Here is a 25,713-nt window from a genome sequence, read left to right on the forward strand (position 1 = left end):
TTATGAAGAAGCTATCGACATGTTAGAAAATTTAGATAAATAACATAACATAAACATAAAAATCTTAACATATAATTAACAAATTAACTATTTACCTATGGTGTATCTCCATAATTTAACATAAAAAGAAGTTAATAGGAGGGGTTTAAAAATGATAGTAAGACGTTGTGCAGGTGGAGTAGTATTTTATGCGAATAAAGTACTTATAGTGAAAAATGATAGAAATGAGTGGACGCTTCCGAAAGGCAAGATTAATGATGGTGAACTTCAACATGAAAGTGCAGTTCTTAGAGTAAAGGAAGAAGCAGGTGTAGAAGCTAGTGTAATTGAAGTAGCTGGCGATACTATGTATGAATTTTTCTCAAGAAGTAGACAACAGGAAGTATGCAATGCAGTTATGTGGTACATTATGGAGACAGAGCATAGTGAATACATGCTAAAAGATGAATTTAGTGAAGGTGGATTTTTTAAAGTTAGAGATGCTATAGAGATGCTAAAACATAGCAAAGAAAAATCTCTAGTAGAAATTTCTTATAAAAAATATAAAGAATTAAAGAAACAAGTTGCAGAAAGCAGTGCTACACTGTAAATACTGAATAAAATAGAAGATAAATTCAAGAAAGGGCTTAGCCCTTTCTTTTTTATAGAGTTGGAGGATGTCATGAGCACATATAAAACATTACATGAATTTGGGATGGATGAAGTTATAATAGAAAAATCTACTTTTATAGGCTATGCAAAGCCCGTAGAAACTGAAGAAGAAGCAGTAGCATTTGTGAATGAGATAAAGAAAAAACATAAGGATGCAACACATAATGTATGGGCATATACTATTGGGAAACATATGAATATACAAAGATACAGTGATGATGGAGAGCCACAAGGAACAGCAGGAATACCAACACTAGAGATTATAAAAAAAGAAGATTTAAGGAATGTAGTAGTAGTTGTTACTAGATATTTTGGAGGCATAAAATTAGGGGCAGGCGGATTAGTTAGAGCGTACACTAAAGGTGCGAAGGTAGGATTAGAAGCTGCGAAAATAATTGAAAAAGTAATGTATCAAGAAATTAGGGTAAAAATAGATTATACTCAACTTGGAAAAGTTCAAAATGAAATAATGAGTATGGGATACTTCATTAAGGATACTTTGTATGAAGATTATGTTGAAATAATAGTATACTCAAGAATCAATGAAGTAGAAGACATTATATCAAGGATGACGGATATAACAAGTGCAACTGCGAAGTTAAAGCTAGGAGAAGAATTTTACTTATCGGAAGAAGAAGGAAAAATTATATTATAATTCATGCACAGGTTAAAAACTTTATAAATATTATAAAAGTATAGCATTTATAAAGTTATGGGATGTGAGATTCATGAGAGAAAAGAATTGTAATCGTAGGAAGGCATTAAAAGAAGAGCTAATAGAGGATTGGGACAAGATGAATATAGCAACAAAGTCATTGGTTTTTGTAGGAATGATATTATTTATAACATCTATATTTATTACTATTTATAGTAAAGGAAATGAAGTAGCATTAAAATCTATAGAAGTTGTATTTAGGTCAAGTCTTGCATCTGTATTTGGATTTATATTAAGCTCAAATATGAAAACAAATAAAACAAATAAACAGAACAATATTATGAGGAATGAATGTGAAGAGGAAATAATTGAGCATAACTATAAAGAAGGAAATATGATACAGATATTTATTGCATTAACAATATGTGTAGTATCAATAATAACCATTCTAATTATATATGTTTTAGATATAACTCATAATATAGTTGCGATTACTCAGTTAAGAGATTTGATGTGTAGCGCTATAGGATTTTTACTCGGAGAATCAAGTATAAAAAAATAAGAAAATTTTATAATAAATATGGAAGTAAATTTTATATTAAATTTACTTCCATATTTTTATACAAATATTTATTGTTTATCACAAGTATTTGTTTTGTGAGAGCAGATTCCACTTTTTATTTCTAAAGAACCCACTATTAATAAAAAGACTCCAAAAACTTTTTTTAAAATCTCAGATGATATATAGTTAGCTACAAAAGATCCAAATATAGCACCTAATACACCAAATAGAGCGATAGGAATAACTAAGCTAAGTACTACATTTTTATTTCTAATATGTATAATTAGAGCAATTATAGTCATTGGAATAGAGGAAAGTAAGTTGACACTTTGAGCCATCTTAGGATCTATGCTGGCAAATAAAATAAGAGCAGGAATAAGAATTGTTCCACCACCCATACCCATTCCACCTATAATACCAGCAAAAAAGCCAATTACGCCAAATAACATTAAAACACCATCCTTAGTGCAGCTATAATCATGATAAGTCCAAATGAAATTCTAAGAAATCTACCAGTAACCTTACATAAAATTTTAGCGCCAATAAAACCACCAATAATACTTCCTATAGCCACTTTAACAGTTAAGTCTATATCATAAGTTCCTTTAGAAATATAGATAGCAGAACTTGCTCCTGTTAAAAAAATTATTATAGCTAAAGCTGTAGCATGAGACTTATGTTCCTCTACCTTAAGCACATTATTTAAGATAGGTACTAAAAGAGTTCCTCCACCAGAACCAAATATACCGTTAACAAAACCTGTGAAAACTCCAATTAGTGTATTTTTAATATTAAAACCAAAATACTTACTTTTCATATTTATCACCTTCTATATATATTTTAAACATAAATAGTAAATTATATTTATACAAATAGGAGGATGTTAATTTACTTAGCGGTAATTAGTAGTGCAATTTATGTGTATGTAACTATATTAATAAGGACATAAAATATAATACAAATAAGCTACAGGATAGAAGATTAAAAAATATATGATATAATAGGTTTATACAAAAAATGTAAATAGAAGAGAGGAGAACACTATGACTGAAATGAATGTAAAAATAGATAAAACAGTTCAGTGGTTGAGAGATAAAGTTAATGAAGCTAATTGTAAAGGTTTAGTAGTAGGAGTATCTGGAGGCATAGATTCGGCAGTAGCTGCTTATTTAATAAAGAAAGCGTTTCCTGAAAATTCTATGGGAATTATAATGAGCATAAAGAGTAATCCAAACGATAGAGAAGATGCCTTAAAGGTTATAAATGGGTGTAAAATAGAATATCTTGATTTAGACCTGACAGAGTCTCAAAATCTAATTTTAGATACAGTTACTAATGCACTTAAAGAAAAAAAATTATATAAAGAAGATAATTTAAGAATTTCAGATGCTAACCTTAGAGCTAGAGTAAGAATGAGTACTGTATATACGGTGGCAAATAATTTAGGATACTTAGTTATAGGGACTGATAATGCAGCTGAAGTACACACAGGATACTTCACAAAATATGGGGATGGTGGAGTTGATTTAGTACCTCTTGCAAATCTTACAAAAAGAGAAGTATACGAATGGGCAAAAGCTTTAGGAGTACATAATGATGTAATAAATAAATCACCTTCTGCAGGACTTTGGGAAGGACAAACTGATGAAAAAGAAATGGGAACTACTTACGATATGATCGATGCTGTTGTTGAAGGCAGATTACATGAAGTTCCTCAAAAAGATCAAGAAATAATAGCAAGACTTCATAGAATTAGTGAACATAAAAGAAACGTACCTCCTTATCCTCCTAAGTTCTAATTTACTAATTTAAGTATTTGTGCTAAAATTTACGAGTGGTGATAAAATCATTAAATATATACTGAACAAATGGGTATATATCATACATATTTACCCTCGAGTAATATATAAAAATTATACGTATTAAGGAGTGGAATTATGGGTCGTATAGGAAACATAATCAATAAAAAAGGGAAACAAGATGCTAAAAGAGCTAAAATATTCACTAAGCATGCTAGAGCAATAACAGTTGCAGCTAAAGAGGGTGGAGGAAACCCAGAGTACAATGCAACACTAAAAACAGCTATAGATAAAGCTAAAGCTGATAACATGCCTAATGACAATATAGACAGAGCGGTAGCTAAAGGAGCTGGAGCTGGAGCTAACGAAAACTATGAAACTATAGTTTACGAAGGATACGGACCAGGTGGAGTTGCTGTTATAGTTGAAACTTTAACTGACAACAAAAACAGAACAGCTGGAAATGTAAGATACTACTTCGATAAGAATGGTGGTAACTTAGGAACTAGTGGATGTGTATCATTCATGTTCGATAATAAAGGACAAGTATTAATAGCAGCTGATGAGAATATATCTGAAGAAGAGTTAATGGAAGTTGCTCTAGAAGCTGGAGCAGAAGACTTCATGACTGAAGAAGATGGATATGAAGTAGTAACAGCACCAGAAGATTTTGCGGCTGTTAGAGACGAGTTACAAGCTAAAGGATATGAATTTATATCTGCAGATGTTAAATTAATACCTCAAACTACTACTGAATTAACTGATGAAGAACAATTAAAGTTCATGAATAGATTAGTAGACATGCTTGAAGATGACGATGATGTTCAAAATATATTCCATAACTGGGAAATAACTGAATAATTAATATAAAAAAGGCGTATTTCAAGATGTGAATTGCTATATGTAAAAAGTATCATAGTGATTCTAGTAGCTTAAAAATGAAAAATCCAATAGCAGGAACTATAAGTGAAATTGGAAGAAGTGCTTATAGTAAGTTTTGTTAAAAATAAAAACAATGAAGGTGCAAATAAAATTTATTTGCACCTTTTTAATATACTAATAGCTATTAAAATATGTATTTAGCTTGTTATATTATTTGCATTTAAAGCTAGAGCAATATGTCTCAGAATTAGCATTTGTTCTTGCAACTTCAGAAGTTACAGTTATGCTATTAAGAGAACAAATAGTTCCCGCATTATGAGCACAAGTTTTCACATTACATCCTACGAATGAACATGGTGAATCTGAATTAGTACTACTAGTTAAAGCGCCAGAGTTAGAACTCTCTAAAAATGATACACAATTAGTATGTTTACTAGTACGAGATTTCTTACCATTTACAGATATTTTATTTGCATAACATGTCCCACTATCGTTGTTTCCACAGTTCATTACATTACAATTTACACTAGACATAAAATTACCTCCTAATAAATAACATATTCCTTAAGGAGTATTTCCAAAATAGAAAAAATAAATCACTATTAATAGAAAAATTTACTACCAACATGAAAATTAAAAATAAAAAAAGATGAGGAAAATAATACATTTTTCTCATCTTTTTTTATCAATATGCTTGATATTTTTGAAACAAAAAATTAATTACAATGTGTAAATAAAAAATTGAAATTATCTTCGTTCATAAGTACTTTTGCAACTAATGTAGAAGAAGATGGATAGCTTCTAATTGGTGGCCATATTTCAAATAATTTATTTTCATAATCCTTAATAGTGTATTTTTCTCCATTACTTATTCTTGATTCAACCTCAAAGGTAAAATCTCTTATTATCAAAAAGTCTTCTAAAGTAAGTTCATAAAAGACAGAGGCTTTATGCTGAGGTTGCTTTACAAGAAGTATATTCTGTTTAAACTCTAAAAACTCAATTCTATCGTAAACTAATTTAACATATGAGCTCAAAATGTCACCTCCAAAGTGAAAATTTAAAATGATATCATATAATATGTATAAAAATCAATTAATGGGATAAAAATTCAAATATAAATAATTACTAAAAATTACCTCAAATGTATAAAAAAAAATGCTATGGAGAAAATACTATGTAGAAGGAGGGATTTTCATGTTTGAAAAAAAAGAACCATTTAATTGGAAACCAGCAGTACTAACTTTAACAGGAGTTGTTGTATTGAGCGGTGGAATTTATTTAGGTATAAAGACTAGAAATATAGACAATAAACAAGTTAATGTAGAGCAGAAAGTTGAAAAACCGGTTGAACAGATAAAAGAAGTATTTGAGCTTAGCAAAGATTGTGAAATCTGGGTAGAAAAGAAGAATGAAGACGGAAGTGAATCAGAAAAGTCATCTGTAATGATAGGAACAATAGATAGTGCTTTATTAAATAGAAGCGAAGGTGAAATTACCGCTTATTTGAAAGATAAATATCCAAATAGAGAAGTAGAGAGTATAGGGAAATATGAAATAATATTATCTGAAGTAGTATCAACTAATGACCCTTCAAAAAGTGATAAATACTCTTTAGAAGCAGATGGAGAATACATAGGACTTTATAAATACGATAGTAGTGGTAATCGAAAATTAGTAGAAAAAACAGATATAAGAATAGACGCCATTCCAAAGACAGTTCAAGAAGAAATTCAAAAAGGTGTTGTAGTTAATTCACAAGATGAAGCATATTCAAAACTAGAGGATTTTGGAAGTTAAAATTATTAAAACAACCCCTGCATAGAGGTTGTTTTTTGTTGTATAGAAAAACTTATGATATAATGTATTAGAACATAAGTTTTATATGAACGGCTAAAATCTCATAGGAGGATACATACTTGATAATATTAGGAATAGACCCAGGAATAGCAATAGTAGGGTTTGGAATAATAGAATATAAGAATTCTAAATTCAGAGTAATAGATTATGGAGCAGTTACAACACCTGCGCATATGGATATGTTAAAAAGGTTAGAACTTGTGTATAAGGGAATTGACCTTATCATAAAAAAATACGACATAGATGAAGTAGGTATAGAAGAACTGTTCTTCAATAAAAATGTTAAAACAGCAATTACAGTAGCTCAAGCTAGAGGAGTTACAATGCTTGCATGTGCACATAATAATAAGCCAGTTTATGAATATACACCTCTTCAAGTTAAGCAAGGTGTAACAGGATACGGAAGAGCTGATAAAGCGCAGGTTCAGCAAATGGTTACCTCATTTTTAAATTTAAAGCAAGTTCCAAAACCAGATGACGTAGCAGATGCCTTAGCAGTAGCTATCTCTCATGCACATGCTAATAAATTAGAAAAGACACTAAAGAATATTAGGGGGTAAATTATGTATAGTTATATAAAAGGAACGATTGAAGAAATTCGCTTAGATAGTATAGTAATAGAAAATAATAATATAGGATATAAAATAAATGTATCATCAAACACTATAAAAGATTTACAAATGGGAAAGATGGCTAAAATATATACAAAGCTTATAGTTAGAGAAGATGACATGAGTCTTTGTGGATTTGGCACTAAAGAAGAAATGCAAATGTTTGAGTTACTTACATCTGTATCAAAAATAGGACCTAAGGTAGGACTTGGAATATTATCATTCTCATCTCCAGGACAATTAGGAGCTTATATTCTAAGTGAAGATATTGTTCAACTTTCAAAAGCACCTGGTGTAGGTAAAAAAACAGCAGAAAGAATAGTATTAGAATTAAAAGATAAAGTAGATAAAAGTAATATTGAGTTTGAACCAACTCTACTTAATCAAGCTCCAATAGGTATATCAAAGGATGAAGCAGTAGATGCCTTAATGGCTCTTGGATATTCACCTGCGGAAGCCAAAGAAGCCGTTGATAAATGTAAAAAAGATGGACTTAATACAGAAGATATAATAAAGAAGTCACTAACTTATATAATGAGTAAGTCATTAAGATAGAGTGAAAATCAAAAGTGTAAGGGGGAATTTTAATGTATGATTTTGACGATGAAAATGAAAATAGGATAATTACATCTACAATGCAAAATGAAGATGTTGACATAGAAAATAGTTTAAGACCTAAATCATTAGATGATTACCTAGGCCAAGAGAAAACCAAAGAACAACTTAAGATATTTATAGAAGCTGCAAAATCTAGAAATGAACCATTAGATCATGTTCTTTTATACGGACCACCGGGACTTGGTAAAACAACTTTAGCGAGTATAATAGCTAATGAAATGGGGGTTAATTTAAGAATAACATCAGGGCCTGCAATTGAAAGAGCTGGAGATTTAGCAGCTATACTTACTAATTTAAATGAAAATGATGTTCTGTTCATAGATGAAATACATCGTATAAATAGAAGTGTTGAGGAAGTTTTATATCCTGCTATGGAAGATTTTTGCTTAGATATAATAATAGGTAAAGGACCATCAGCGAGAAGTATAAGATTAGACTTACCTAAGTTTACATTAATAGGAGCAACGACTAGAGCAGGGATGCTTACAAATCCATTAAGAGATAGATTTGGAGTTATTTGTAAATTAGATTATTATACAGTAGAAGAATTAACCAAAATAGTAATTAGATCAGCAGAAATTTTAGGTGCAGAAATTGAAGCAGGTGGAGCTAAGGAAATTGCAAGACGTTCAAGAGGAACACCAAGAATAGCCAATAGATTATTAAAAAGAGTTAGAGATTATGCGCAAGTAAGAGCCGATGGAGATATAACTGATGAAGTTGCAGATAAAGCTTTAGAACTTTTAGGCGTAGATAGCTTAGGGTTAGATTATGTAGATGAGAAATTATTAATGACTATAATAGAAAAATTCAGAGGTGGACCTGTAGGATTAGATACCTTAGCAGCATCTATTGGTGAAGATAGAAATACTATTGAAGATGTTTACGAACCATATCTATTACAATTAGGTTTCTTAAACAGAGGCCCAAGAGGTAGAATAGCAATGCCACTAGCATATGAACATTTAAAAATACCGTATACCGATAAGTAGAAACTTACCTACATTAAAATAAAAAATAAATAAAATGATAGTTAAATTATACATTAAAAATACGATTGTATATAAAGAATAAGTATATTTATATGGAAAAGTAGAGTATTTTTTGTTATTATGATAATTATATAAATTGTTGGAAAGGAAGTTGAAATTGAAGACAAGTGACTTTTACTTTGACCTACCAGAAGAATTAATTGCTCAAGTTCCTATAGAAGACAGATCTAGTTCAAAATTAATGGTTCTAGATAAAGAAACTGGAATTATAGAGCATAAAATCTTTAAAGATGTAATAAATTATTTAAATCCAGGGGACTGTTTAGTTCTTAATAATACTAGAGTTATACCTGCTAGATTAATAGGAGAAAAGCAAGATACTGGAGGAAAGATAGAATTTCTTTTATTAAAAAGAACAGAAGAAGATACTTGGCAAGCATTAGCTAAGCCAGGAAAAAAAGCTAAAATTGGGGCTAAATTCTCTTTCGGTGATGGAAAGTTAATAGGCGAAGTAGTAGGCTTAGCAGAAGAAGGATCGAGAATAATAAAATTCCACTATGAAGGAATATTTGAAGAAGTTCTAGATGAACTAGGAAACATGCCGCTACCTCCATATATCACAGAAAGATTAGAAGAAAGAGAAAGATATCAAACTGTTTATTCTAAGCATAGGGGCTCAGCAGCAGCACCTACGGCAGGACTTCATTTTACAGAAGAATTACTTAAACAAATAAGAGATAAAGGTGTAGATATTGCCTTTGTCACTTTACACGTTGGACTTGGAACTTTTAGGCCTGTTAAAGTGGATGATGTATTAAATCATGAAATGCATTCAGAGTATTACATGGTTGATAAAGAAGCGGCTGAGAAAATAAATAGAGCCAAATCTAATGGGAATAGTGTAATATGCGTTGGAACTACAAGCTGTAGAACTGTAGAATCTGCAAGTAGCGAAGATGGAACTATAAAGGAATCTAGTGGATGGACGAAAATATTCATTTATCCAGGATATGAGTTTAAGATAGTGAACAGACTTATAACTAATTTTCATTTACCAGAATCTACATTAATAATGTTAGTAAGTGCACTTGCAAGTAAAGAAAGTGTACTAAATGCGTATGATACCGCAGTTAAAGAGAAGTATAGATTCTTTAGTTTTGGAGACGCAATGATTATAAAGTAGGGGGGAATAATGAAAAACTTAGATAAAAACAATTTAACGTTAAGGATAGCTCATATTTTTGAATCAATTCTAGGAATGGTAGTTTTAATTGCCGTATTTTTAGGTACAATAGATGTTTTAAGAATGATATGGAAGGCATATATAATTGAATTCCAGACCCCTGTTGAATATAGTCAGCTTAATGATATTTTAGGTCAAATACTACTATTAGTAATAGGAGTAGAGCTTGTAGTAATGCTATCGCTTCATATACCAGGGGCTATAGTAGAAGTTTTATTATATGCTATAGCGAGAAAGATGTTATTGCTTCCTAAAAGTCAAGGAATGGCAGATGTATTAATAGGAGTAATAGCAATAGCAGGTATATTTGCAATTAGAAAATACCTATTAACAAACGATAATAGTAATATGAATGTAACCAGCATTCATTACGATGAGAGTCAAGCAATAGAAGAAAATAAAGGCAGTTAATAATATAAATAAAAATGATAACAACAAACTTAAAATAGTAGATATAAGGAGACAAAAAATGAGTGCAATAAGATACGAACTTATAAAAACATGCAAACAAAGTGGAGCTAGACTAGGAAGATTACACACTCCACACGGAGTTATAGAAACACCTATATTTATGCCTGTTGGAACACAAGCAACAGTAAAATCAATGACTCCAGAAGAATTAAAAGAAATAGGATCTCAAATAATATTAAGTAATACTTATCATTTATACATGAGGCCAGGACATGATTTAGTTAAAGAAGCTGGTGGGCTTCATAAATTTATGAACTGGGATAAGCCTATACTTACAGATAGTGGTGGATTCCAAGTATTCAGTCTTGGGCCACTTAGAAAGATAACTGAAGAAGGAGTTAACTTTAGATCTCATATAGATGGTTCTAAGCACTTTATAAGTCCTGAAAAGGCTGTGGAAATACAAAATGCTCTAGGTTCTGATATAATGATGGCATTTGATGAATGTGCACCATATCCAGCAGATAGAGATTATGTTAAGAACTCTTTAGAAAGAACTACAAGATGGTTAAAGAGATGTAAAGAAGCTCATAAAAATACAGAAAAGCAAGCTCTATTTGGTATAATCCAAGGTGGAATGTACAAAGATTTAAGAGAGCAATCAGCCAAAGAAATATTAGAATTAGATTTACCAGGGTATGCAGTAGGTGGACTTAGTGTTGGAGAACCTAAGGAATTAATGTATGAAGTATTAGATTATACAGTACCTTTGATGCCAGAAGATAAGCCAAGATACTTAATGGGAGTTGGAAGTCCTGATGACTTACTAGAAGGTGTTATAAGAGGAATAGATATGTTTGATTGCGTATTACCTACTCGTATAGCAAGAAACGGTACAGCTATGACAAGTGTTGGTAAGGTAGTAGTTAGAAATGCATCATACGCTAGAGACTTTACGCCACTAGACCCTAACTGTGATTGCTACTGTTGTAAAAATTACTCAAGAGCATATATAAGACATTTAGTTAAAGCAAATGAAATATTAGCTTCAAGATTAATAACTACTCATAACTTACACTTCCTATTAAACTTAATGAAGCAAGTAAGACAAGCTATAATGGAAGATAGATTATTAGACTTTAAAGCTGAATTCTTCAAAAACTATGGATATGAATTATAGAATCTTTACTATGAATTATAATCATTTTAATATATAATAATTATAGTAATGATGAATATATAAACTATAATTTTCAAAGGAGTGAAAATCATGGGAAACATACAACAAATGATAATGGGGATAGCAATGTGGGCAGCAGTGTTCGCAGTATTCTACTTCCTATTAATAAGACCTCAAAAGAAAAAAGAAAAGCAATTAAAAGAAATGAGAGAAAATTTAGCAGTTGGAGATAAAGTAACTACTGTAGGTGGAATAATAGCTAATGTTGCAAAGATTGAAGAAAACTTTGTAGTATTAGAATTAGGTCCAAACAGAAATAAAGTACCATTTGAAAAGTGGGCTATAGGTACTGTTGAAACAAAAAAAGAATCAGTTGAATAATTTGTAATTTAGATGCCTCCCTTCGAATATATATATTAATGAGGGGAGGTGTTTTTATGGAAAAATCGAATCATATCTTTAAAGGGTTAGGATATGCATACATATTAACATTAGCAACGTTACTTATATACAATTTAATACTTACATTTACCAGTGTATCAGGAAGTAGTATTGCGATGGCATCATCATTTATAACTACTATATCATCAGCATTTGGTGGATTTTATGCGTCAAAACATATAAAAGAAAAAGGACTTATATATGGTCTTTTAGTAGGATTAATGTACATAGTGTGTCTTATAGTAATAGTATTCTTAGCCAAAGACCAATTTGCATTTGACATTGATATGCTATACAAAATATTGTTAGTATCTTTATCTGGTGGTATTGGAGGAGTTTTAGGTGTAAACTTCAAATAGAAGTTTTATATATAGGAATTTTATGATATAATCAATAGGGAAAATTTAACTTAGGAGGTAGTCAAAATGGAAAAAAAGCATATAAAGACTTTATCTAAAGCTACTTTAAAAGACAGCGCTGCTAAAGGTGGATGTGGAGAATGTCAAACATCTTGTCAATCAGCTTGTAAAACTTCTTGCACAGTTGCAAACCAAGAGTGTGAAAGATAATCAATTTATAATAAACATTGCAAAATAAGACGTCATAAATTATGGCGTCTTATTTTTATATACTAAGAAATTATAAATTATTCATAGATAACTAAAACCATATTATTAAATTCTCATCAAATTTTAATCTTATATTAATATAAATCTAACATAGGGATGATATCATATAATAAGAATAATATCTATATTACCAATAATTTGAATAATAGGTTTAGACGATTAGAATAATAATCAGGAATATGAAGAATAATATAGATGAATTGAAGGTGGGAATATATGTAACTATATTCTCATTTTGTATATTATGAAAACAATACTTATTGTAATTCCTGTAGCTAGAACATTTATATCTATATTAGCGGGCATAAGCAAAATGAATATATCTATATTTATAGTATATTCATCTATAGGAATAAGTTTATGGAATATTATGTTTATATATTAGTAGTATTTACGGGTATTTACTATATAAAATATTTACTATATAATAAAAAAGCACAAAAGAAGCTAGATTAATGAAGTATAGGAGAAGAAAATCATGTCAAAAGTAGCAAAAGCAGCAGTCGGTCTTATGGCAGCAACTTTAATTGCAAAGTTTCTAGGTTTTGGTAGAGAATTAGCTCTAGCATCAGCGTATGGAGCATCTGGAACTAGTGATGCATTTTTAGTAGCTATGAATATACCGGCAGTAATATTCACAGCTGTAGGTACGTCACTTGGGACGGCATTTATACCACTTTATTGTGATGTGAATTCCAAACAAGGAGAAAAGGGAGCAATTAAATTTACTAATAATGTTTTTAATATAATAGCGCTTATATGTTTAGGAATTTCAATAATAGGAGCAATGTTTACTCCTCAAATAGTAAAATTATTTGCTATAGGATTTGAAGGTGAAACACTAAAACAAGCTATATATTTTACAAGAATAATGATACTGGGAATGGTATTTTTAGGTATGAATTATATTGTTATGGCTTTTTTACAAGTAAAAGAAAACTTTATAATACCTGGACTTATGTCAGTGCCAAATAACATAATTGTAATAATAACAATACTTATAAGTGCAAAAGTAAATCCATATTTATTGCCATGGGGAGCGGTTATTGCAATAGCATCTCAAGTTTTATTCCAACTTCCTTTTGCAATAAAAAAAGGTTTTAGGTATAGACCGAATGTAGATCTTAAAGATGAACATCTTAAAAAAATGTTGTGGCTTATAGGTCCTGTTCTTATAGGAGTTGCGGTTAATCAAGTAAGTGTTGTAGTGGATAGATCAATAGCATCTACATTGGTTGAAGGTAGTATATCAGCACTAAACTATGCGAATAGACTTAATCAATTTGTTATGGGGATGTTTATAGTATCGATATCATCTGTTATATATCCGATGTTATCAAAATTATCAACAGAAAATAATAAAGAGAAATTTAATAAATCAATAGTAACAGCATGTAATACTATTATATTACTAGTTATACCTATAACAATAGGAGCTATAATACTTGCAGAGCCAATAGTTAAATTATTATTCCAAAGAGGAGAATTTGATGCTAGAGCTACACATATGACAGGTATAGCACTTCAATTTTTCTCAATAGGTCTGATAGGATTTGGCCTTAGAGATATATTAGGTAAAGTATTTTACTCATTACAAGATACTAAAACTCCAATGATAAATGGAGTTTTAGCTATGATTTTAAATATTATACTGAATCTTTGCTTTGTCAACTTTACTGATATGCAACTTGCAGGACCTGCATTTGCTACAAGTATATCTGCTATAGTGACTATAATTTTATTATTTACAAGCTTAAGAAAAAAGATAGGACCATTTGGTGGGAAGTCTATAGGATTGGCTATGACAAAGTCTATAATATCATCACTTTTAATGGCAGGTGTAACTTTGTTTGCTTATAATAAAATAGGAAATATATTGGGAGCTGGATCTATAAAAGAAGCTCTTACTTTAGCAATATCAGTAGGTATAGGAGTAATAGTATATGGTACAAGTATAATAATTCTTAAAGTAGATGAAGTTGATTTAATTTTAGATCAAGTAAAAAACAAAATAAAAAAGAAATAGATATGTAATAAAATAACATCTACTGTACAGTAGATGTTATTTTGAAATTATGAATATAAATTTTTACTAGGAGCAGGAAGATGATACCTAAAAGAGTAAAACAATTTTATATTAATGTATCTGATATTATGAGCAAAGAAGATTATAATTATGTTGAAGATGTATTAAATAATAATGAATTACAATTATTTATTAAGTTATCTAAATCAGAACAAAAACATAGCGTTAGAATAGCAAAAGAAATTAAATTTATTATAGATAATAGATTAACTAACAACCAAGAAATTATGAAAAATAAAGATATATTAATAAAAACAGCCTTATTACATGATATAGGTAAGATTAAAAAAAGAATAAACGTAATTGATAAATCCATAATTGTAATTTTAAATAAACTAACGAAAGGTAAATTAAAAAAAATCAAAAAATCTAAAAAGATTCAATGCTATTATAATCATAGTGAATATAGTTATGAAATTCTTAAAAAAATAGTTGATAATGAATTACTATTACAGATAGTAAAAAATCATCATAATAATAGTGACAATGAGATAATTAAATTTTTTAAAGAAATAGACGATGAAAATTAAAATATATAAATCTCTTGATGATTTTAAACAAGAGTTTTATGTATTTTTTTTTAGATTTAAATATTGTAACTGTAGGATAAGTCAGGAAATATGATTTTTTTATTGATATTGCCTATATTTTAGATAAGTTATATAATGAAGGGTAGAGTTTAAATACAATATGAAAAAATGTTGATATAGATGAAAAAAATTAATATTTAGGAGGACAGAAAATTATGAGCATGATACATAAATTTTCAATGAATGGATATAATATAGCATTAGATGTAAATGGAGGTTCTGTGCACGTTGTAGATGAAGTTGCATATACATTATTAGATTTATATAAAGAAAATACTAAAGACGAAATAATAAATATATTAAAGGAAAAATATAGTAAAGAAAAGATAGAAGAAGCATATGAAGAAATAGAGACTTTAGAAAAAGAAGGTCTTTTATATACAGAAGACACTTATCAATTTCATCCAAGCTTTGTAAACAGAAAAAAGGTAGTTAAAGCTTTATGTTTACATGTAGCTCATGACTGTAACTTAAAATGTAAGTATTGTTTCGCTGCACAAGGAGATTTTGGTGGAGCTAAAGAACTGATGAGTTTTGAAGTTGGTAAAAAAGCTATAGATTACTTAATAGCTAATTCAGAAAATAGAAGAAATTTAGAGATAGACTTCTTTGGTGGAGAGCCATTAATGAACTTTGACGTAGTTAAACAATTAGTAGAATACGGAAGAAGTGTAGAAAAAGAAAATAATAAAGTTATAAGATTTACCATAACTACAAATGGAATATTATTAGATGACGAAAAAATAGATTACATAAATGAACATATGCATAATGCAGTTTTAAGTTTAGATGGTAGAAAAGATATAAATGATAATATGAGACCGACTTTAAATGATAAAGGAAGTTACGATATAATATTACCTAAGTTCAAAAAACTTATAGAGAAAAGACCAAAAGACAAGTACTACTACATAAGAGGAACATTTACAAGAGATAATTTAGACTTTGCTAAGGATGTTATGCATTTTGCTAATGAAGGATTTAAACTTACTTCTGTGGAACCAGTGGTAGGAGATGAATCTAATCCATATGCACTTAGAGAAGAAGACATGCCAAAAGTATTTGAAGAATACGAAAAATTAGCAGTTCAATATGCTGATATGAAGTTAAAAGGCGATGAATTTAAATTCTTCCACTTTATGATAGATTTAAACCAAGGTCCATGTGTAATTAAAAGAATAACAGGATGTGGGGCAGGAAATGAATATCTTTCAATAACTCCAGAAGGAGATATATACCCATGTCACCAATTCGTTGGGAATGAAGAATATAAAATGGCAAACATATTAGATGAAGAAATAGTATTCCCTAAAGAATTAACAGATTCATTTAGAGATGCTCACGTTTATAGCAAAGAGGATTGTAAAAAATGTTGGAACAGATTCTATTGTTCAGGCGGATGTCATGCAAATGCAACTAACTTTAATAACGATGTAATGAAACCATATGAACTTGGTTGCGAAATGCAAAAGAAAAGAACGGAATGTTCAATAATGATACAAGCGAAATTAATGTTAGAAGGAGAATAAAAATGATAAAAGAGTACCAAGGTATACAACCTAAAATTGACGAAACTGTCTTTGTAGCAGAGAGTGCAGATATAATAGGAAAAGTAACGATAGCAAAGAATGCTAATATATGGTACAACGCAGTCATAAGAGCAGATGTAAATACTGTAACTATAGGAGAAAACACAAACATTCAAGATGGATGTGTAGTTCATATAGCAAGTAACTTCTCAACTACAATTGGAAAAAATGTAACAGTAGGGCATAAAGCTCTCATACATGGATGTAAAATTGGAGATAATACATTGATAGGAATGGGAGCTATAGTATTAGATGGAGCTGAAGTTGGAGAATATACATTACTTGGAGCAGGTAGTTTAGTACCACCAGGTAAGAAAATTCCATCAGGAGTTTTAGCTATGGGTTCACCTGCAAAAGTAATAAGAGAATTAAGTGAAGAAGAAAAACAAAATCTTGTAGAATCAGCGTTAAAATACGTAAAAATTGCAAATAATTATAAATAATAAAACTAAAAGGGCAATCTTTAAAATTGCCCTTTTTTATATATATATTATATGTATTTGAGTAGCTAGTGTTAGTGAATAGGACAATATGTTCATTACCATGATTAGTAAAGTGAATTTTACAAAAAGTGGAGTTGATAACGGTGAGAATAAGTTATAAGAACTTAAAAAGATATAAAGAGATAGTACGAATATTAATAAAATATGGATTTTCATTTGTAGTAGAAAAGCTAAACATAGAAGGTGTAGCCTATAAAATACCAATAACCAATCCTTCTGAAGCAATAAAGAACATGTCTACAGGAGAAAAGATAAGAAGGGCCATTGAAGAATTAGGTCCAACATATGTAAAGCTAGGTCAGATATTAAGTACGAGAAAAGATTTATTAGACCAAGATATAATAGATGAAATATCGAATCTTAGAGATAATGTAGAAGAGTTTGATACAAATATAGCTAGAGAAATTTTCAAAAAAGAAATAGGTTTAGATGTAGATAAAGTATTTAAAGACTTTAATAATAAACCAATAGCAGCAGCATCTATAGGACAAGTTTATGAAGCAAAATTACAAAGTGGAGAAGAGGTAATTGTAAAGATACAAAGACCGAATATCGAAGAAACTATAAAATCGGATATAGAAATACTTAGAAGTATGGCCATAGGATTAAAAGATTTAAATAAAGATATTGATGTAGACTTAATTCAAATAGTAGACGAATTTCACACTCAGTTAATGAGAGAGTTAGACTATAATTTTGAAGCCATAAATGCTATGAAATTTAAAAAAATATTCAAAGGTAGCGAAGAAGTTTATATACCAGAGGTGTATGGTGACTATACAACAAAACGAATATTAGTAATGGAAAAAATAATAGGTGTTAAACTAAGTGATGTTAAAAGGATTAGAGAGTTAGGATGGGATACCAAGATAATTAGTGAAATTGGTGCAAGGTCACTATTTAAACAAATTTTTGAACATGGATTTTTCCATGCAGACCCTCATCCAGGAAATATATTCGTTTTAGGTAAGAACACCATATCTTATATCGATTTTGGGATGATTGGAATAGTTGATAAAAAAACATTGAACTTGCTAAATGAAGTGTCGATAGCCTTGATAGAAAAGAATGTTGATAGGATAATTTATATATTAATAGAAATGGATGCAGTAAATACAGAAATAGATATAAGTGGACTTAGACAAGACTTATTATATTTAATTCACTACTACTATGATGTTCCTATAGAAAATATTAATATAGGAGATATACTAAATGAAATATTCAAGTTCTTTAGAAAATATAAAGTATCTATCCCTTCACAATTATCAACATTAGCAAAAACAATTATAACACTAGAAGGAACTGGTAGAGAGTTAAACCCTAAATTTTCAGTAGCATCTATGGGAAAAGAATTCATAAAATACTATTATACGAACAAGTTTAATCCGAAGAGAATATTTATGAATTCAAAGCATACTGCACAAGAAATGCTTTTAGATATAAAAACTATACCTAAGCAACTTAGAGTAATCCTTAAAAATATAGAAAAAAATAATGTGAAGATACAAATAGAAGATGTAAAATTTACATCTTTAGAAGAAAGAATAACTGACTTAACAACTCAATTATCGTTAAGTTTAGTACTGGCATCAATAGTAGTAGGATCGTCATTAATAATTGCATCACCAAATATAAATAATAATGTATGGATAAGATTAACCGCTTTTTCAGGTTTTTTTATATCATTTATAATAGGATTATTATTAGTAATAAGAATTCTAAGATCTCAGTATAAAAAGAAATAGGGGGCAGGAAACTTGATATTTAACAAAAAATGGACATTGAAATATATGGGAAGTGTATGCGAAGACGAATTGAGTAGAAAACTTAAAATTTCCCCGGAAATAAGTCAAATATTGAAAAATAGACAAATAAAAAATGAAAGAGATGCAGAAATATTTATGAATCCGTCATTAGAATACCTTAGAGACCCATTTTTGATGAAAGACATGGAAAAAACTGTAGATAGAATAAAAAAAGCTATAGAAAATCATGAAAATATATGGATTTATGGGGATTACGACGTAGATGGAGTATCATCAACATCAGTATTATGTATCTATTTTGAATCTATAAATTATCCCGTAAATTATTATATTCCAAATAGATTACAAGAAGGATACGGAATAAATGAAGAAGCTATAAAGCACATACATTCACAAGGGTGCGATTTAATGATAACCGTAGACTGCGGAATAACATCTGTTAAAGAAGTAGACCTTGCTAATAAATTAGGATTTGATGTTATAATAACAGACCATCATGAATGTCAAAGTGAAATACCGAAGGCTTATGCAATTATAAATCAAAAGCAAGATAACTGCCATTATCCATTTGATATGTTATGTGGATGTGGAGTAGCTTTTAAACTTGTACAAGCACTTACACCAGAAGAAGAGTTCAAAACTAGTTTATATAACTACCTAGAAATAGTAACATTAGCTACTATTTGCGATATAGTACCATTAGTAGATGAAAATAGAATAATAGTAAAAAATGGTTTAAAACTAATGACTCAAGGTAATAATATAGGATTAAAAGAATTAATTAAAGTTTGTGGTGTAGAAAGTGACAAAATAGGCTCATCACACATAGGATTTGCTATAGGACCTAGAATAAATGCATCAGGAAGACTGGGATACTCAAAACTAGGTGTTGAATTATTTACCACTAAATCACAAGAAAAAGCAAAAGAAATAGCTAATATATTAGAAGAAAAAAATAATGAAAGACAACTTATAGAAGCAAAAATGTATCAAGAAGCAGAAATTATTATAGAAGCTAATGAAAAATACAAAAACGATAAAGTATTAGTAATAGCAAAAGAAGGTTGGCAACACGGAATTATAGGTATAGTAGCCTCTAAACTTACAGAAAAATACTATAAACCAACTATATTATTAACAATAGAAGATGGTGAAGCAACTGGTTCAGCAAGGTCTATAAGAGGATTTAGTATATTTGAAGCCTTAGTTAGATGTAGGGATTTATTAAATAAGTTTGGCGGACATGAACAAGCAGCGGGACTATCACTAGATGCTGATAAAATAGAAAAATTATCAGAGGAAGTAAATAAGTTTGCGCAGTATGAGTTAAACGAAGAAGACTTAATAGAAAATATTAAAGTAGAATTTGAATTGAATGAAGATGTTATAAATTTAGACTTAGTAGAAGAGCTTCATAAATTAGAACCATTTGGTCTAAATAATCCTAATCCTAGATTTATAGTAAGAGATGCAACATTAAAAAACATAATGATAATGGGAAAAAATAAGCAGCATCTTAAGTTTACTATAGAAAAAGAAAAAACTTATGAGTGTATAGGGTTTAATATGGCGTACTTAAAATCAGGCTATAATCCTGGTGATAAAGTGGATGTATTATTTCAAGTAGACGAAAATAATTTTATGGGTAGAAGAAATATTCAATTTTTACTTAAAGATATGAGATTATCTCATCCTAAAAATACAAGTTTAAATCAAGAAGCAACAGAGTTATTTTCAAAGATTATTCCAGAGGTTAATAACTTGTATAAAATGAAGGATATAGATAAAGAATTAATATGTAAAAAGCTAAAAGGGAAAGATATAGAAGAAGCTGTAAAAGGAAGTAAGGATATAAATATATTTGATTATATCAATAAAGATACATTAGTTATTACTAATACAATTAATGGATTTTACAAAGCATTATCTGATATATCTCTTGTAGATGAAGAAATTTGTAATGGATTTGATATAAATTATAATGTTATTAATACTAATAATGACAAACTTCAACTTATATTTTCTCCAAATATTGATAAAATAGACGTAAAAAGATATAATAATATTATTCTTTATGATTATTTGTATAATAAGGGCGATTATTCTCATTTATGCAAAAATACGAATAATGCAACTTCAATTATCAAATATTATAGCAAAACGGATTTATTATATTTAAATAATATTGCAAATAACCTAATTCCAGAGAGAGAGGAATTTATAGATATCTATAAAATAGCTTTTGTTCAAAAAAGCATCGAAGTAAACTTAACCGATATAAAAAAGATATTTAATACAATACCTCTAAAGTTATTTACAATATTAAAAGTATTTAAAGAATTGTCATTACTAGATTTTGATTTTAAATATGATGATGTATTAAAGACAAAATCTATATGTATAAATTTACTACCAAAGCCAGATAAAAAACTAGACTTAGGTGAAAGTACGATACTTAATAATCTAAAAGAATTAAATAAAGAATACAAAGAAAGCTATTAGAAGGAGTCTAAAATATGGATTTAAGAAAAGTAATCAGAGAAGTAGAAAATTTCCCAAAACAAGGCATAAACTTTAAAGATATAACAACATTAATGCAAGATGGCGAAGCTTTTAAATTCACAATAGATGAATTTATAAAAGAATTAAAAGATAAAAATGTAGATGTAATAGTAGGACCAGAAGCAAGAGGATTTTTAATGGGTACACCAGTTGCTTATGGAATGGGAATCGGATTTGTTCCTGTTAGAAAGCCTGGAAAATTACCTCATGAAACAGAAAGTTATGACTATGGCCTAGAGTATGGAACTGATACTTTACAAATACACAAGGATGCAATAAAGCCAGGTCAAAGAGTAGCAATAGTAGATGATTTATTAGCTACAGGAGGAACTATGGAAGCAGCAGCGCACCTTATAGAAAAATTAGGTGGAGAAGTGGTTTCTATGCAATTTTTAATAGAATTAAACGACTTAAATGGAAGAGAAAAATTATCTAAATACGATGTAAATTCTCTACTACAATATTAATAATTTTACAATAGTTGGTACGCTACCAACTATTTTAATATATAAGGATTTTATTATTTATCTGCTTTTTAGATAAATAATAAAATTCAACTTCTAAAAGGAGCAACGGACCTGATTTTTAAGGTCGTTGGCGACATGAGTGAAGCGAATTTTACTATATATATAGATTTATAGAATTTATAAGGTTTATAAAACAACGCAGCTGATTCTAAACAACAAATAATTTTGTTAATGATTTAAGCGTAGCGAATTTAATATTTAAAATAGGTGGTATTATGCATGATAAGGAAATACAAGAACTAATAGAAAAAATACAAAGCTATGCACCAAATGCAGATGTTAGTTTAGTAGAAAAAGCTTATTACTTTGGGAAAAATGCACATGATGGGCAATTTAGAAAATCTGGGGAACCTTACTTTATACATCCAGTAGCAGTAGCAAGTATACTTAGTGAAATGGAATTAGATATAGAAACTATTGCTGCAGGACTTTTACACGATGTTGTTGAAGATACTGATTATACATATGAAGACATAAGAAAAGAATTCACAACAGAAATAGCTGATTTAGTAGACGGGGTAACAAAACTTGGACAAATTAAGTATCAATCAAAAGAAGAAACACAATCTGAAAATTTAAGAAAAATGTTTTTAGCAATGGCTAAGGATATAAGAGTAGTACTTATAAAGTTAGCAGACAGACTACATAATATGAGAACTTTAAAATTTATGCCACCAGAAAAAGCAAAAGCTAAGGCAAAAGAAACTCTTGAAATATATGGTGGAATAGCTAATAGACTAGGGATTTCCATGATAAAGTGGGAATTAGAAGATCTAGCACTAAGATACATAGACACAGAAGGGTACTATGACTTAGTGGAGAAAGTAGCTAAAAAAAGAAGTCAAAGAGAAGCATATATTGAAAATGTACTTAATATTCTTCATGAAAAATTTGAAGATGTTAGTATAGAGTGTAATGTATACGGAAGGCCTAAACATTTCTATAGTATTTATAGTAAAATGAAAAGTAAGGACAAGGGTTTTGAAGAAATATATGATTTAACAGCAGTAAGAATAATCGTAGACACAGTTAAAGATTGTTATGCTGTTTTAGGAATGGTACATACTTTATGGAAGCCCATGCCAGGCAGATTCAAAGACTATATAGCTATGCCAAAGCCTAATATGTATCAAAGTCTTCATACTACTGTCATAGGCCCAGATGGAGAACCTGTAGAAATACAGATAAGAACTAAAGAAATGCACAATATAGCAGAGTATGGTATTGCAGCTCACTGGAAATATAAAGAAGGTAATACTGAAGAAGGACAACCTAATGTTGAAGAAAAACTTCAATGGTTAAAACAAATGATGGAGTGGGAAAAAGACCTAAAAGACCCACAAGAATTTTTAGATGCACTTAAAGATGATGTTTTTAATAGTCAAGTGTATGTATTTACACCAAAAGGAGATGTAGTTGAACTTCCAGCAGGAGCTACTCCTATAGATTTTGCATATAGAGTTCATACAAGTGTAGGAAACAAGTGTGTTGGTGCTAAAATCGATGGAAGAATAGTGACAATTGACTACAAACTCCAAAACGGAAATATAGTAGAGGTATTAACTTCATCAAACTCTAATGGACCAAGCAGAGACTGGTTAAGCATTGTTAAAACACCAAATGCTAAAAGTAGAATTAGACAATGGTTTAAGAAAGAAAGAAGAGAAGAAAATATAGAACGTGGTAACCTAATATTAGAAAAAGAATTTAAAAAATATAGTTTACCATCAAAAGACCCTGCTATAGACAGATATATGCTGCAATTGGCTAAAAAATTTAACCAACCAAGTGTAGAAGATTTAGTTGCTACTATTGGGTATGGTGGAATTATGGCATCACAAGTTGTTCCTAAGATAAGAGATTTATATGAAAAAGAAGTAAAGAAAATTCAAAAGGAACAAACAGCAAATCAAATAGATGACTTTAAAAAGCATAAATTAACGGATGAAGAATATAAGAAAAAAAGGAAAGTAAGCACATCTCAAGGAATTGTAGTAAAAGGATTAGACAACATATTAATTAGATTTGCAAAATGTTGTAATCCACTTCCAGGTGATAACATAGTAGGATATGTAACAAAAGGAAGAGGAGTTGCTGTTCATAGAGCAGATTGCCCTAATGCTAACATAAAAGGAGATTTCTTTGAAAATAGATTAGTAGATGTGTCTTGGAGTAATTCTAAAAAAACTAAGTTTGAAGCAGAAATACAAATAAGAGCAATTGATAAAAAAGGCATTATAAATGACATAACTCATATAGTAGCTATAGAAAAAGTTAGCTTGAATGGGATAAACGCAAGAAAAAGCAAAGATAGCGCTGTAAGTGTTAATTTATTAGTTGAAGTCAATGATATAGACGAATTAATATTATTAATGAAAAAAATAAAATCTATACCTGGTGTAGAAGATATTTACAGAGTCATAAACTAGGAGGAATATTATGAGAGCAGTTGTTCAAAGAGTATCTTCTTCTAAAGTTACTGTAGATGATCGCATTACTGGTGAAATAAGTAAAGGACTACTTGTTTTATTAGGGGTAACTCATGAAGATACATCTAAAGATGTTGATTATATGATAGACAAAATATTGAATTTAAGAATTTTCGAAGATGAAAACGAAAAAATGAACTTATCATTAAAAGACGTAAGTGGAGAACTTTTAGTAGTTTCTCAATTTACTTTATATGGTGATTGTAGAAAAGGAAAAAGACCAAGTTTTTCTAATGCAGCAAGACCAGATCTTGCCACAACACTTTATGAAGAATTTATTGAAAAAGTAAAATCACAAGAAGTAGTGGTTGGTACTGGAGAGTTTGGTGCGCATATGATGGTTGATTTAACTAATGATGGACCAGTTACTATATTACTAGAATCAAATAAAAGTTTCTAAGGGGGCTAAAAAATGAAAATAGAGAAGATGGTTGAACCGAATTTTGGTGAAAATATATATGTATTAGTTGATGAAAATACTAAAAAATGTGCAGTAGTAGACCCAGGCGGAGTAGAGTCAAAGATATTAAACTATATAAAAAATAATGGACTACAACTTGAGTATATAATACTTACTCATGGCCATGGAGATCATATAGGTGCAGTTAAAAGTATAAAACAAAAAACTAATGCAAAAATAATTGCTCATAGTGATGAGAAGGAATTACTTTTAGATAAAAAGAAAAACCTAAGTCATATGATGCACTGTGGAGCTCAAGAATTCGATGCAGATATGTATGTAAATGATAAAGATAAGCTAGAATTAGGAAGCTTAAAATTAACATTCTTACATACTCCAGGACATACAAAAGGATGTATGTGTATAAGGGTTGAAAATGAAATGTTTACAGGAGATACTCTATTTGCAGGAAGTATAGGTAGAACAGACCTTTATAGTGCAGATCATAAGCAAATGGATAAATCACTTAAGAAATTAGCAAAATACGAAGATAATATAACAATACACCCCGGACATGGACCAAGTTCTAAACTAGGTGTAGAAAAGTTAACTAATCCATATATGAGCAAATAATATTTGAACGAAGTAAATTTTTATTGCTTTG

At 29.5% G+C, this 25,713-nt stretch carries 29 protein-coding genes; 25 read left to right on the forward strand and 4 right to left on the reverse strand.

Annotated features, from left to right (window positions below):
* Positions 1-151: 151 nt before the first annotated feature.
* The 3 genes from AC11VW_RS03785 to AC11VW_RS03795 all read left to right on the forward strand — a co-directional run bounded on the left by AC11VW_RS03785 (position 152) and on the right by AC11VW_RS03795 (position 1,868).
* Positions 152-589, forward strand: coding sequence for an NUDIX domain-containing protein (locus AC11VW_RS03785; RefSeq protein ID WP_484300059.1), 438 nt, complete (start codon positions 152-154; stop codon positions 587-589).
* Between the two features lie 72 nt (positions 590-661).
* Complete coding sequence (locus AC11VW_RS03790; RefSeq protein ID WP_484300060.1) at positions 662-1,306, forward strand: YigZ family protein; 645 nt, start codon at positions 662-664, stop codon at positions 1,304-1,306.
* A gap of 73 nt (positions 1,307-1,379) precedes the next feature.
* On the forward strand, positions 1,380-1,868 hold the full coding sequence (locus AC11VW_RS03795) for a hypothetical protein (protein ID WP_484300061.1): 489 nt from the start codon (positions 1,380-1,382) through the stop codon (positions 1,866-1,868).
* Positions 1,869-1,936: 68 nt separating this feature from the next.
* Here AC11VW_RS03795 and AC11VW_RS03800 read toward each other — a convergent pair whose 3' ends face one another.
* Complete coding sequence (locus AC11VW_RS03800; protein ID WP_484300062.1) at positions 1,937-2,317, reverse strand: TSUP family transporter; 381 nt, start codon at positions 2,315-2,317, stop codon at positions 1,937-1,939.
* Positions 2,317-2,685: a sulfite exporter TauE/SafE family protein gene (locus AC11VW_RS03805; RefSeq protein WP_484300063.1), complete on the reverse strand. Its 369-nt coding sequence runs from the start codon at positions 2,683-2,685 to the stop codon at positions 2,317-2,319. Before AC11VW_RS03805 ends, AC11VW_RS03800 begins: the two co-directional genes overlap by 1 nt.
* A gap of 226 nt (positions 2,686-2,911) precedes the next feature.
* Between AC11VW_RS03805 and nadE the strand changes: the two genes are divergently transcribed.
* Together nadE and AC11VW_RS03815 are read left to right on the forward strand one after the other, a co-directional pair.
* Positions 2,912-3,667, forward strand: coding sequence for an NAD(+) synthase (gene nadE / locus AC11VW_RS03810; RefSeq protein WP_484300064.1), 756 nt, complete (start codon positions 2,912-2,914; stop codon positions 3,665-3,667).
* A 138-nt stretch (positions 3,668-3,805) separates the two neighbouring features.
* Positions 3,806-4,528 carry a YebC/PmpR family DNA-binding transcriptional regulator gene (locus tag AC11VW_RS03815; RefSeq protein ID WP_484300065.1) on the forward strand — a complete coding sequence of 241 codons (723 nt, stop codon included), beginning with the start codon at positions 3,806-3,808 and terminating at the stop codon, positions 4,526-4,528.
* A gap of 231 nt (positions 4,529-4,759) precedes the next feature.
* Here AC11VW_RS03815 and AC11VW_RS03820 read toward each other — a convergent pair whose 3' ends face one another.
* On the reverse strand, positions 4,760-5,083 hold the full coding sequence (locus tag AC11VW_RS03820; protein ID WP_484300066.1) for a DUF1540 domain-containing protein: 324 nt from the start codon (positions 5,081-5,083) through the stop codon (positions 4,760-4,762).
* Positions 5,084-5,265: 182 nt separating this feature from the next.
* Positions 5,266-5,586, reverse strand: coding sequence for a hypothetical protein (locus tag AC11VW_RS03825; protein WP_484300067.1), 321 nt, complete (start codon positions 5,584-5,586; stop codon positions 5,266-5,268).
* A gap of 160 nt (positions 5,587-5,746) precedes the next feature.
* Here AC11VW_RS03825 and AC11VW_RS03830 point away from each other — a divergent pair, with 160 nt between their 5' ends.
* The 20 genes from AC11VW_RS03830 to AC11VW_RS03925 all read left to right on the forward strand — a co-directional run bounded on the left by AC11VW_RS03830 (position 5,747) and on the right by AC11VW_RS03925 (position 25,682).
* Positions 5,747-6,349 carry a hypothetical protein gene (locus AC11VW_RS03830; protein ID WP_484300068.1) on the forward strand — a complete coding sequence of 201 codons (603 nt, stop codon included), beginning with the start codon at positions 5,747-5,749 and terminating at the stop codon, positions 6,347-6,349.
* A gap of 119 nt (positions 6,350-6,468) precedes the next feature.
* Positions 6,469-6,969 carry a crossover junction endodeoxyribonuclease RuvC gene (gene ruvC / locus AC11VW_RS03835; RefSeq protein ID WP_484300069.1) on the forward strand — a complete coding sequence of 167 codons (501 nt, stop codon included), beginning with the start codon at positions 6,469-6,471 and terminating at the stop codon, positions 6,967-6,969.
* Between the two features lie 3 nt (positions 6,970-6,972).
* The gene (gene ruvA / locus AC11VW_RS03840; RefSeq protein WP_484300070.1) at positions 6,973-7,575 is read left to right on the forward strand and encodes a Holliday junction branch migration protein RuvA; all 603 of its coding nucleotides are present in this window, start codon (positions 6,973-6,975) and stop codon (positions 7,573-7,575) included.
* 32 nt (positions 7,576-7,607) lie between these two features.
* Entirely contained in the window at positions 7,608-8,630 is a 1,023-nt protein-coding gene (ruvB, locus tag AC11VW_RS03845; protein WP_484300071.1) for a Holliday junction branch migration DNA helicase RuvB, read from the forward strand.
* 157 nt (positions 8,631-8,787) lie between these two features.
* Positions 8,788-9,813 (forward strand): tRNA preQ1(34) S-adenosylmethionine ribosyltransferase-isomerase QueA, encoded by a 1,026-nt coding sequence (gene queA / locus AC11VW_RS03850; protein ID WP_484300072.1) that lies wholly within the window; start codon positions 8,788-8,790, stop codon positions 9,811-9,813.
* Positions 9,814-9,822: 9 nt separating this feature from the next.
* A complete protein-coding gene (locus AC11VW_RS03855; RefSeq protein ID WP_484300073.1) occupies positions 9,823-10,284 on the forward strand; it encodes a phosphate-starvation-inducible PsiE family protein in 462 nt (153 codons plus the stop codon).
* Between the two features lie 58 nt (positions 10,285-10,342).
* Positions 10,343-11,464: a tRNA guanosine(34) transglycosylase Tgt gene (gene tgt, locus AC11VW_RS03860; RefSeq protein WP_484300074.1), complete on the forward strand. Its 1,122-nt coding sequence runs from the start codon at positions 10,343-10,345 to the stop codon at positions 11,462-11,464.
* 90 nt (positions 11,465-11,554) lie between these two features.
* Complete coding sequence (yajC, locus tag AC11VW_RS03865) at positions 11,555-11,845, forward strand: preprotein translocase subunit YajC (RefSeq protein WP_484300075.1); 291 nt, start codon at positions 11,555-11,557, stop codon at positions 11,843-11,845.
* Positions 11,846-11,901: 56 nt separating this feature from the next.
* Positions 11,902-12,264 carry a TIGR04086 family membrane protein gene (locus tag AC11VW_RS03870; protein ID WP_484300076.1) on the forward strand — a complete coding sequence of 121 codons (363 nt, stop codon included), beginning with the start codon at positions 11,902-11,904 and terminating at the stop codon, positions 12,262-12,264.
* A 66-nt stretch (positions 12,265-12,330) separates the two neighbouring features.
* The gene (gene scfA, locus AC11VW_RS03875) at positions 12,331-12,474 is read left to right on the forward strand and encodes a six-cysteine ranthipeptide SCIFF (protein WP_484300077.1); all 144 of its coding nucleotides are present in this window, start codon (positions 12,331-12,333) and stop codon (positions 12,472-12,474) included.
* Between the two features lie 538 nt (positions 12,475-13,012).
* Positions 13,013-14,560 (forward strand): murein biosynthesis integral membrane protein MurJ, encoded by a 1,548-nt coding sequence (gene murJ / locus AC11VW_RS03880; protein WP_484300078.1) that lies wholly within the window; start codon positions 13,013-13,015, stop codon positions 14,558-14,560.
* Positions 14,561-14,640: 80 nt separating this feature from the next.
* Positions 14,641-15,150 (forward strand): HDIG domain-containing metalloprotein, encoded by a 510-nt coding sequence (locus AC11VW_RS03885; RefSeq protein WP_484300079.1) that lies wholly within the window; start codon positions 14,641-14,643, stop codon positions 15,148-15,150.
* Positions 15,151-15,365: 215 nt separating this feature from the next.
* Complete coding sequence (gene scfB / locus AC11VW_RS03890) at positions 15,366-16,739, forward strand: thioether cross-link-forming SCIFF peptide maturase (protein ID WP_484300080.1); 1,374 nt, start codon at positions 15,366-15,368, stop codon at positions 16,737-16,739.
* Positions 16,740-16,741: 2 nt separating this feature from the next.
* Positions 16,742-17,242 carry a gamma carbonic anhydrase family protein gene (locus AC11VW_RS03895; RefSeq protein WP_484300081.1) on the forward strand — a complete coding sequence of 167 codons (501 nt, stop codon included), beginning with the start codon at positions 16,742-16,744 and terminating at the stop codon, positions 17,240-17,242.
* A 143-nt stretch (positions 17,243-17,385) separates the two neighbouring features.
* Positions 17,386-19,050 (forward strand): ABC1 kinase family protein, encoded by a 1,665-nt coding sequence (locus AC11VW_RS03900; RefSeq protein ID WP_484300082.1) that lies wholly within the window; start codon positions 17,386-17,388, stop codon positions 19,048-19,050.
* Between the two features lie 12 nt (positions 19,051-19,062).
* The gene (recJ, locus tag AC11VW_RS03905; protein ID WP_484300083.1) at positions 19,063-21,573 is read left to right on the forward strand and encodes a single-stranded-DNA-specific exonuclease RecJ; all 2,511 of its coding nucleotides are present in this window, start codon (positions 19,063-19,065) and stop codon (positions 21,571-21,573) included.
* Between the two features lie 14 nt (positions 21,574-21,587).
* On the forward strand, positions 21,588-22,100 hold the full coding sequence (locus AC11VW_RS03910; RefSeq protein ID WP_484300084.1) for an adenine phosphoribosyltransferase: 513 nt from the start codon (positions 21,588-21,590) through the stop codon (positions 22,098-22,100).
* Positions 22,101-22,375: 275 nt separating this feature from the next.
* The gene (locus AC11VW_RS03915) at positions 22,376-24,589 is read left to right on the forward strand and encodes a RelA/SpoT family protein (protein ID WP_484300085.1); all 2,214 of its coding nucleotides are present in this window, start codon (positions 22,376-22,378) and stop codon (positions 24,587-24,589) included.
* A gap of 10 nt (positions 24,590-24,599) precedes the next feature.
* Positions 24,600-25,049 (forward strand): D-aminoacyl-tRNA deacylase, encoded by a 450-nt coding sequence (gene dtd, locus AC11VW_RS03920; RefSeq protein WP_484300086.1) that lies wholly within the window; start codon positions 24,600-24,602, stop codon positions 25,047-25,049.
* Positions 25,050-25,061: 12 nt separating this feature from the next.
* The gene (locus tag AC11VW_RS03925) at positions 25,062-25,682 is read left to right on the forward strand and encodes an MBL fold metallo-hydrolase (RefSeq protein ID WP_484300087.1); all 621 of its coding nucleotides are present in this window, start codon (positions 25,062-25,064) and stop codon (positions 25,680-25,682) included.
* The last annotated feature ends 31 nt before the right edge of the window (positions 25,683-25,713 follow it).

The organism is Romboutsia sp., from assembly GCF_056995035.1.

What these genes read in the sequence shown, in the direction of transcription:
- nadE (WP_484300064.1), top strand. Translation starts at nt 2,912, where the DNA reads ATGACTGAAATGAATGTAAAAATAGATAAAACAGTTCAGTGGTTGAGA.
- AC11VW_RS03815 (WP_484300065.1), top strand. Translation starts at nt 3,806, where the DNA reads ATGGGTCGTATAGGAAACATAATCAATAAAAAAGGGAAACAAGATGCT.
- AC11VW_RS03915 (WP_484300085.1), top strand. Translation starts at nt 22,376, where the DNA reads ATGCATGATAAGGAAATACAAGAACTAATAGAAAAAATACAAAGCTAT.
- scfA (WP_484300077.1), top strand. Translation starts at nt 12,331, where the DNA reads ATGGAAAAAAAGCATATAAAGACTTTATCTAAAGCTACTTTAAAAGAC.
- AC11VW_RS03830 (WP_484300068.1), top strand. Translation starts at nt 5,747, where the DNA reads ATGTTTGAAAAAAAAGAACCATTTAATTGGAAACCAGCAGTACTAACT.
- AC11VW_RS03800 (WP_484300062.1), bottom strand. Translation starts at nt 2,317, where the DNA reads ATGTTATTTGGCGTAATTGGCTTTTTTGCTGGTATTATAGGTGGAATG.
- AC11VW_RS03885 (WP_484300079.1), top strand. Translation starts at nt 14,641, where the DNA reads ATGATACCTAAAAGAGTAAAACAATTTTATATTAATGTATCTGATATT.
- AC11VW_RS03805 (WP_484300063.1), bottom strand. Translation starts at nt 2,685, where the DNA reads ATGAAAAGTAAGTATTTTGGTTTTAATATTAAAAATACACTAATTGGA.
- AC11VW_RS03895 (WP_484300081.1), top strand. Translation starts at nt 16,742, where the DNA reads ATGATAAAAGAGTACCAAGGTATACAACCTAAAATTGACGAAACTGTC.
- ruvB (WP_484300071.1), top strand. Translation starts at nt 7,608, where the DNA reads ATGTATGATTTTGACGATGAAAATGAAAATAGGATAATTACATCTACA.
- ruvA (WP_484300070.1), top strand. Translation starts at nt 6,973, where the DNA reads ATGTATAGTTATATAAAAGGAACGATTGAAGAAATTCGCTTAGATAGT.
- AC11VW_RS03910 (WP_484300084.1), top strand. Translation starts at nt 21,588, where the DNA reads ATGGATTTAAGAAAAGTAATCAGAGAAGTAGAAAATTTCCCAAAACAA.
- dtd (WP_484300086.1), top strand. Translation starts at nt 24,600, where the DNA reads ATGAGAGCAGTTGTTCAAAGAGTATCTTCTTCTAAAGTTACTGTAGAT.
- yajC (WP_484300075.1), top strand. Translation starts at nt 11,555, where the DNA reads ATGGGAAACATACAACAAATGATAATGGGGATAGCAATGTGGGCAGCA.
- AC11VW_RS03790 (WP_484300060.1), top strand. Translation starts at nt 662, where the DNA reads ATGAGCACATATAAAACATTACATGAATTTGGGATGGATGAAGTTATA.
- scfB (WP_484300080.1), top strand. Translation starts at nt 15,366, where the DNA reads ATGAGCATGATACATAAATTTTCAATGAATGGATATAATATAGCATTA.
- AC11VW_RS03820 (WP_484300066.1), bottom strand. Translation starts at nt 5,083, where the DNA reads ATGTCTAGTGTAAATTGTAATGTAATGAACTGTGGAAACAACGATAGT.
- tgt (WP_484300074.1), top strand. Translation starts at nt 10,343, where the DNA reads ATGAGTGCAATAAGATACGAACTTATAAAAACATGCAAACAAAGTGGA.
- AC11VW_RS03855 (WP_484300073.1), top strand. Translation starts at nt 9,823, where the DNA reads ATGAAAAACTTAGATAAAAACAATTTAACGTTAAGGATAGCTCATATT.
- AC11VW_RS03925 (WP_484300087.1), top strand. Translation starts at nt 25,062, where the DNA reads ATGAAAATAGAGAAGATGGTTGAACCGAATTTTGGTGAAAATATATAT.
- AC11VW_RS03785 (WP_484300059.1), top strand. Translation starts at nt 152, where the DNA reads ATGATAGTAAGACGTTGTGCAGGTGGAGTAGTATTTTATGCGAATAAA.
- AC11VW_RS03795 (WP_484300061.1), top strand. Translation starts at nt 1,380, where the DNA reads ATGAGAGAAAAGAATTGTAATCGTAGGAAGGCATTAAAAGAAGAGCTA.
- murJ (WP_484300078.1), top strand. Translation starts at nt 13,013, where the DNA reads ATGTCAAAAGTAGCAAAAGCAGCAGTCGGTCTTATGGCAGCAACTTTA.
- AC11VW_RS03870 (WP_484300076.1), top strand. Translation starts at nt 11,902, where the DNA reads ATGGAAAAATCGAATCATATCTTTAAAGGGTTAGGATATGCATACATA.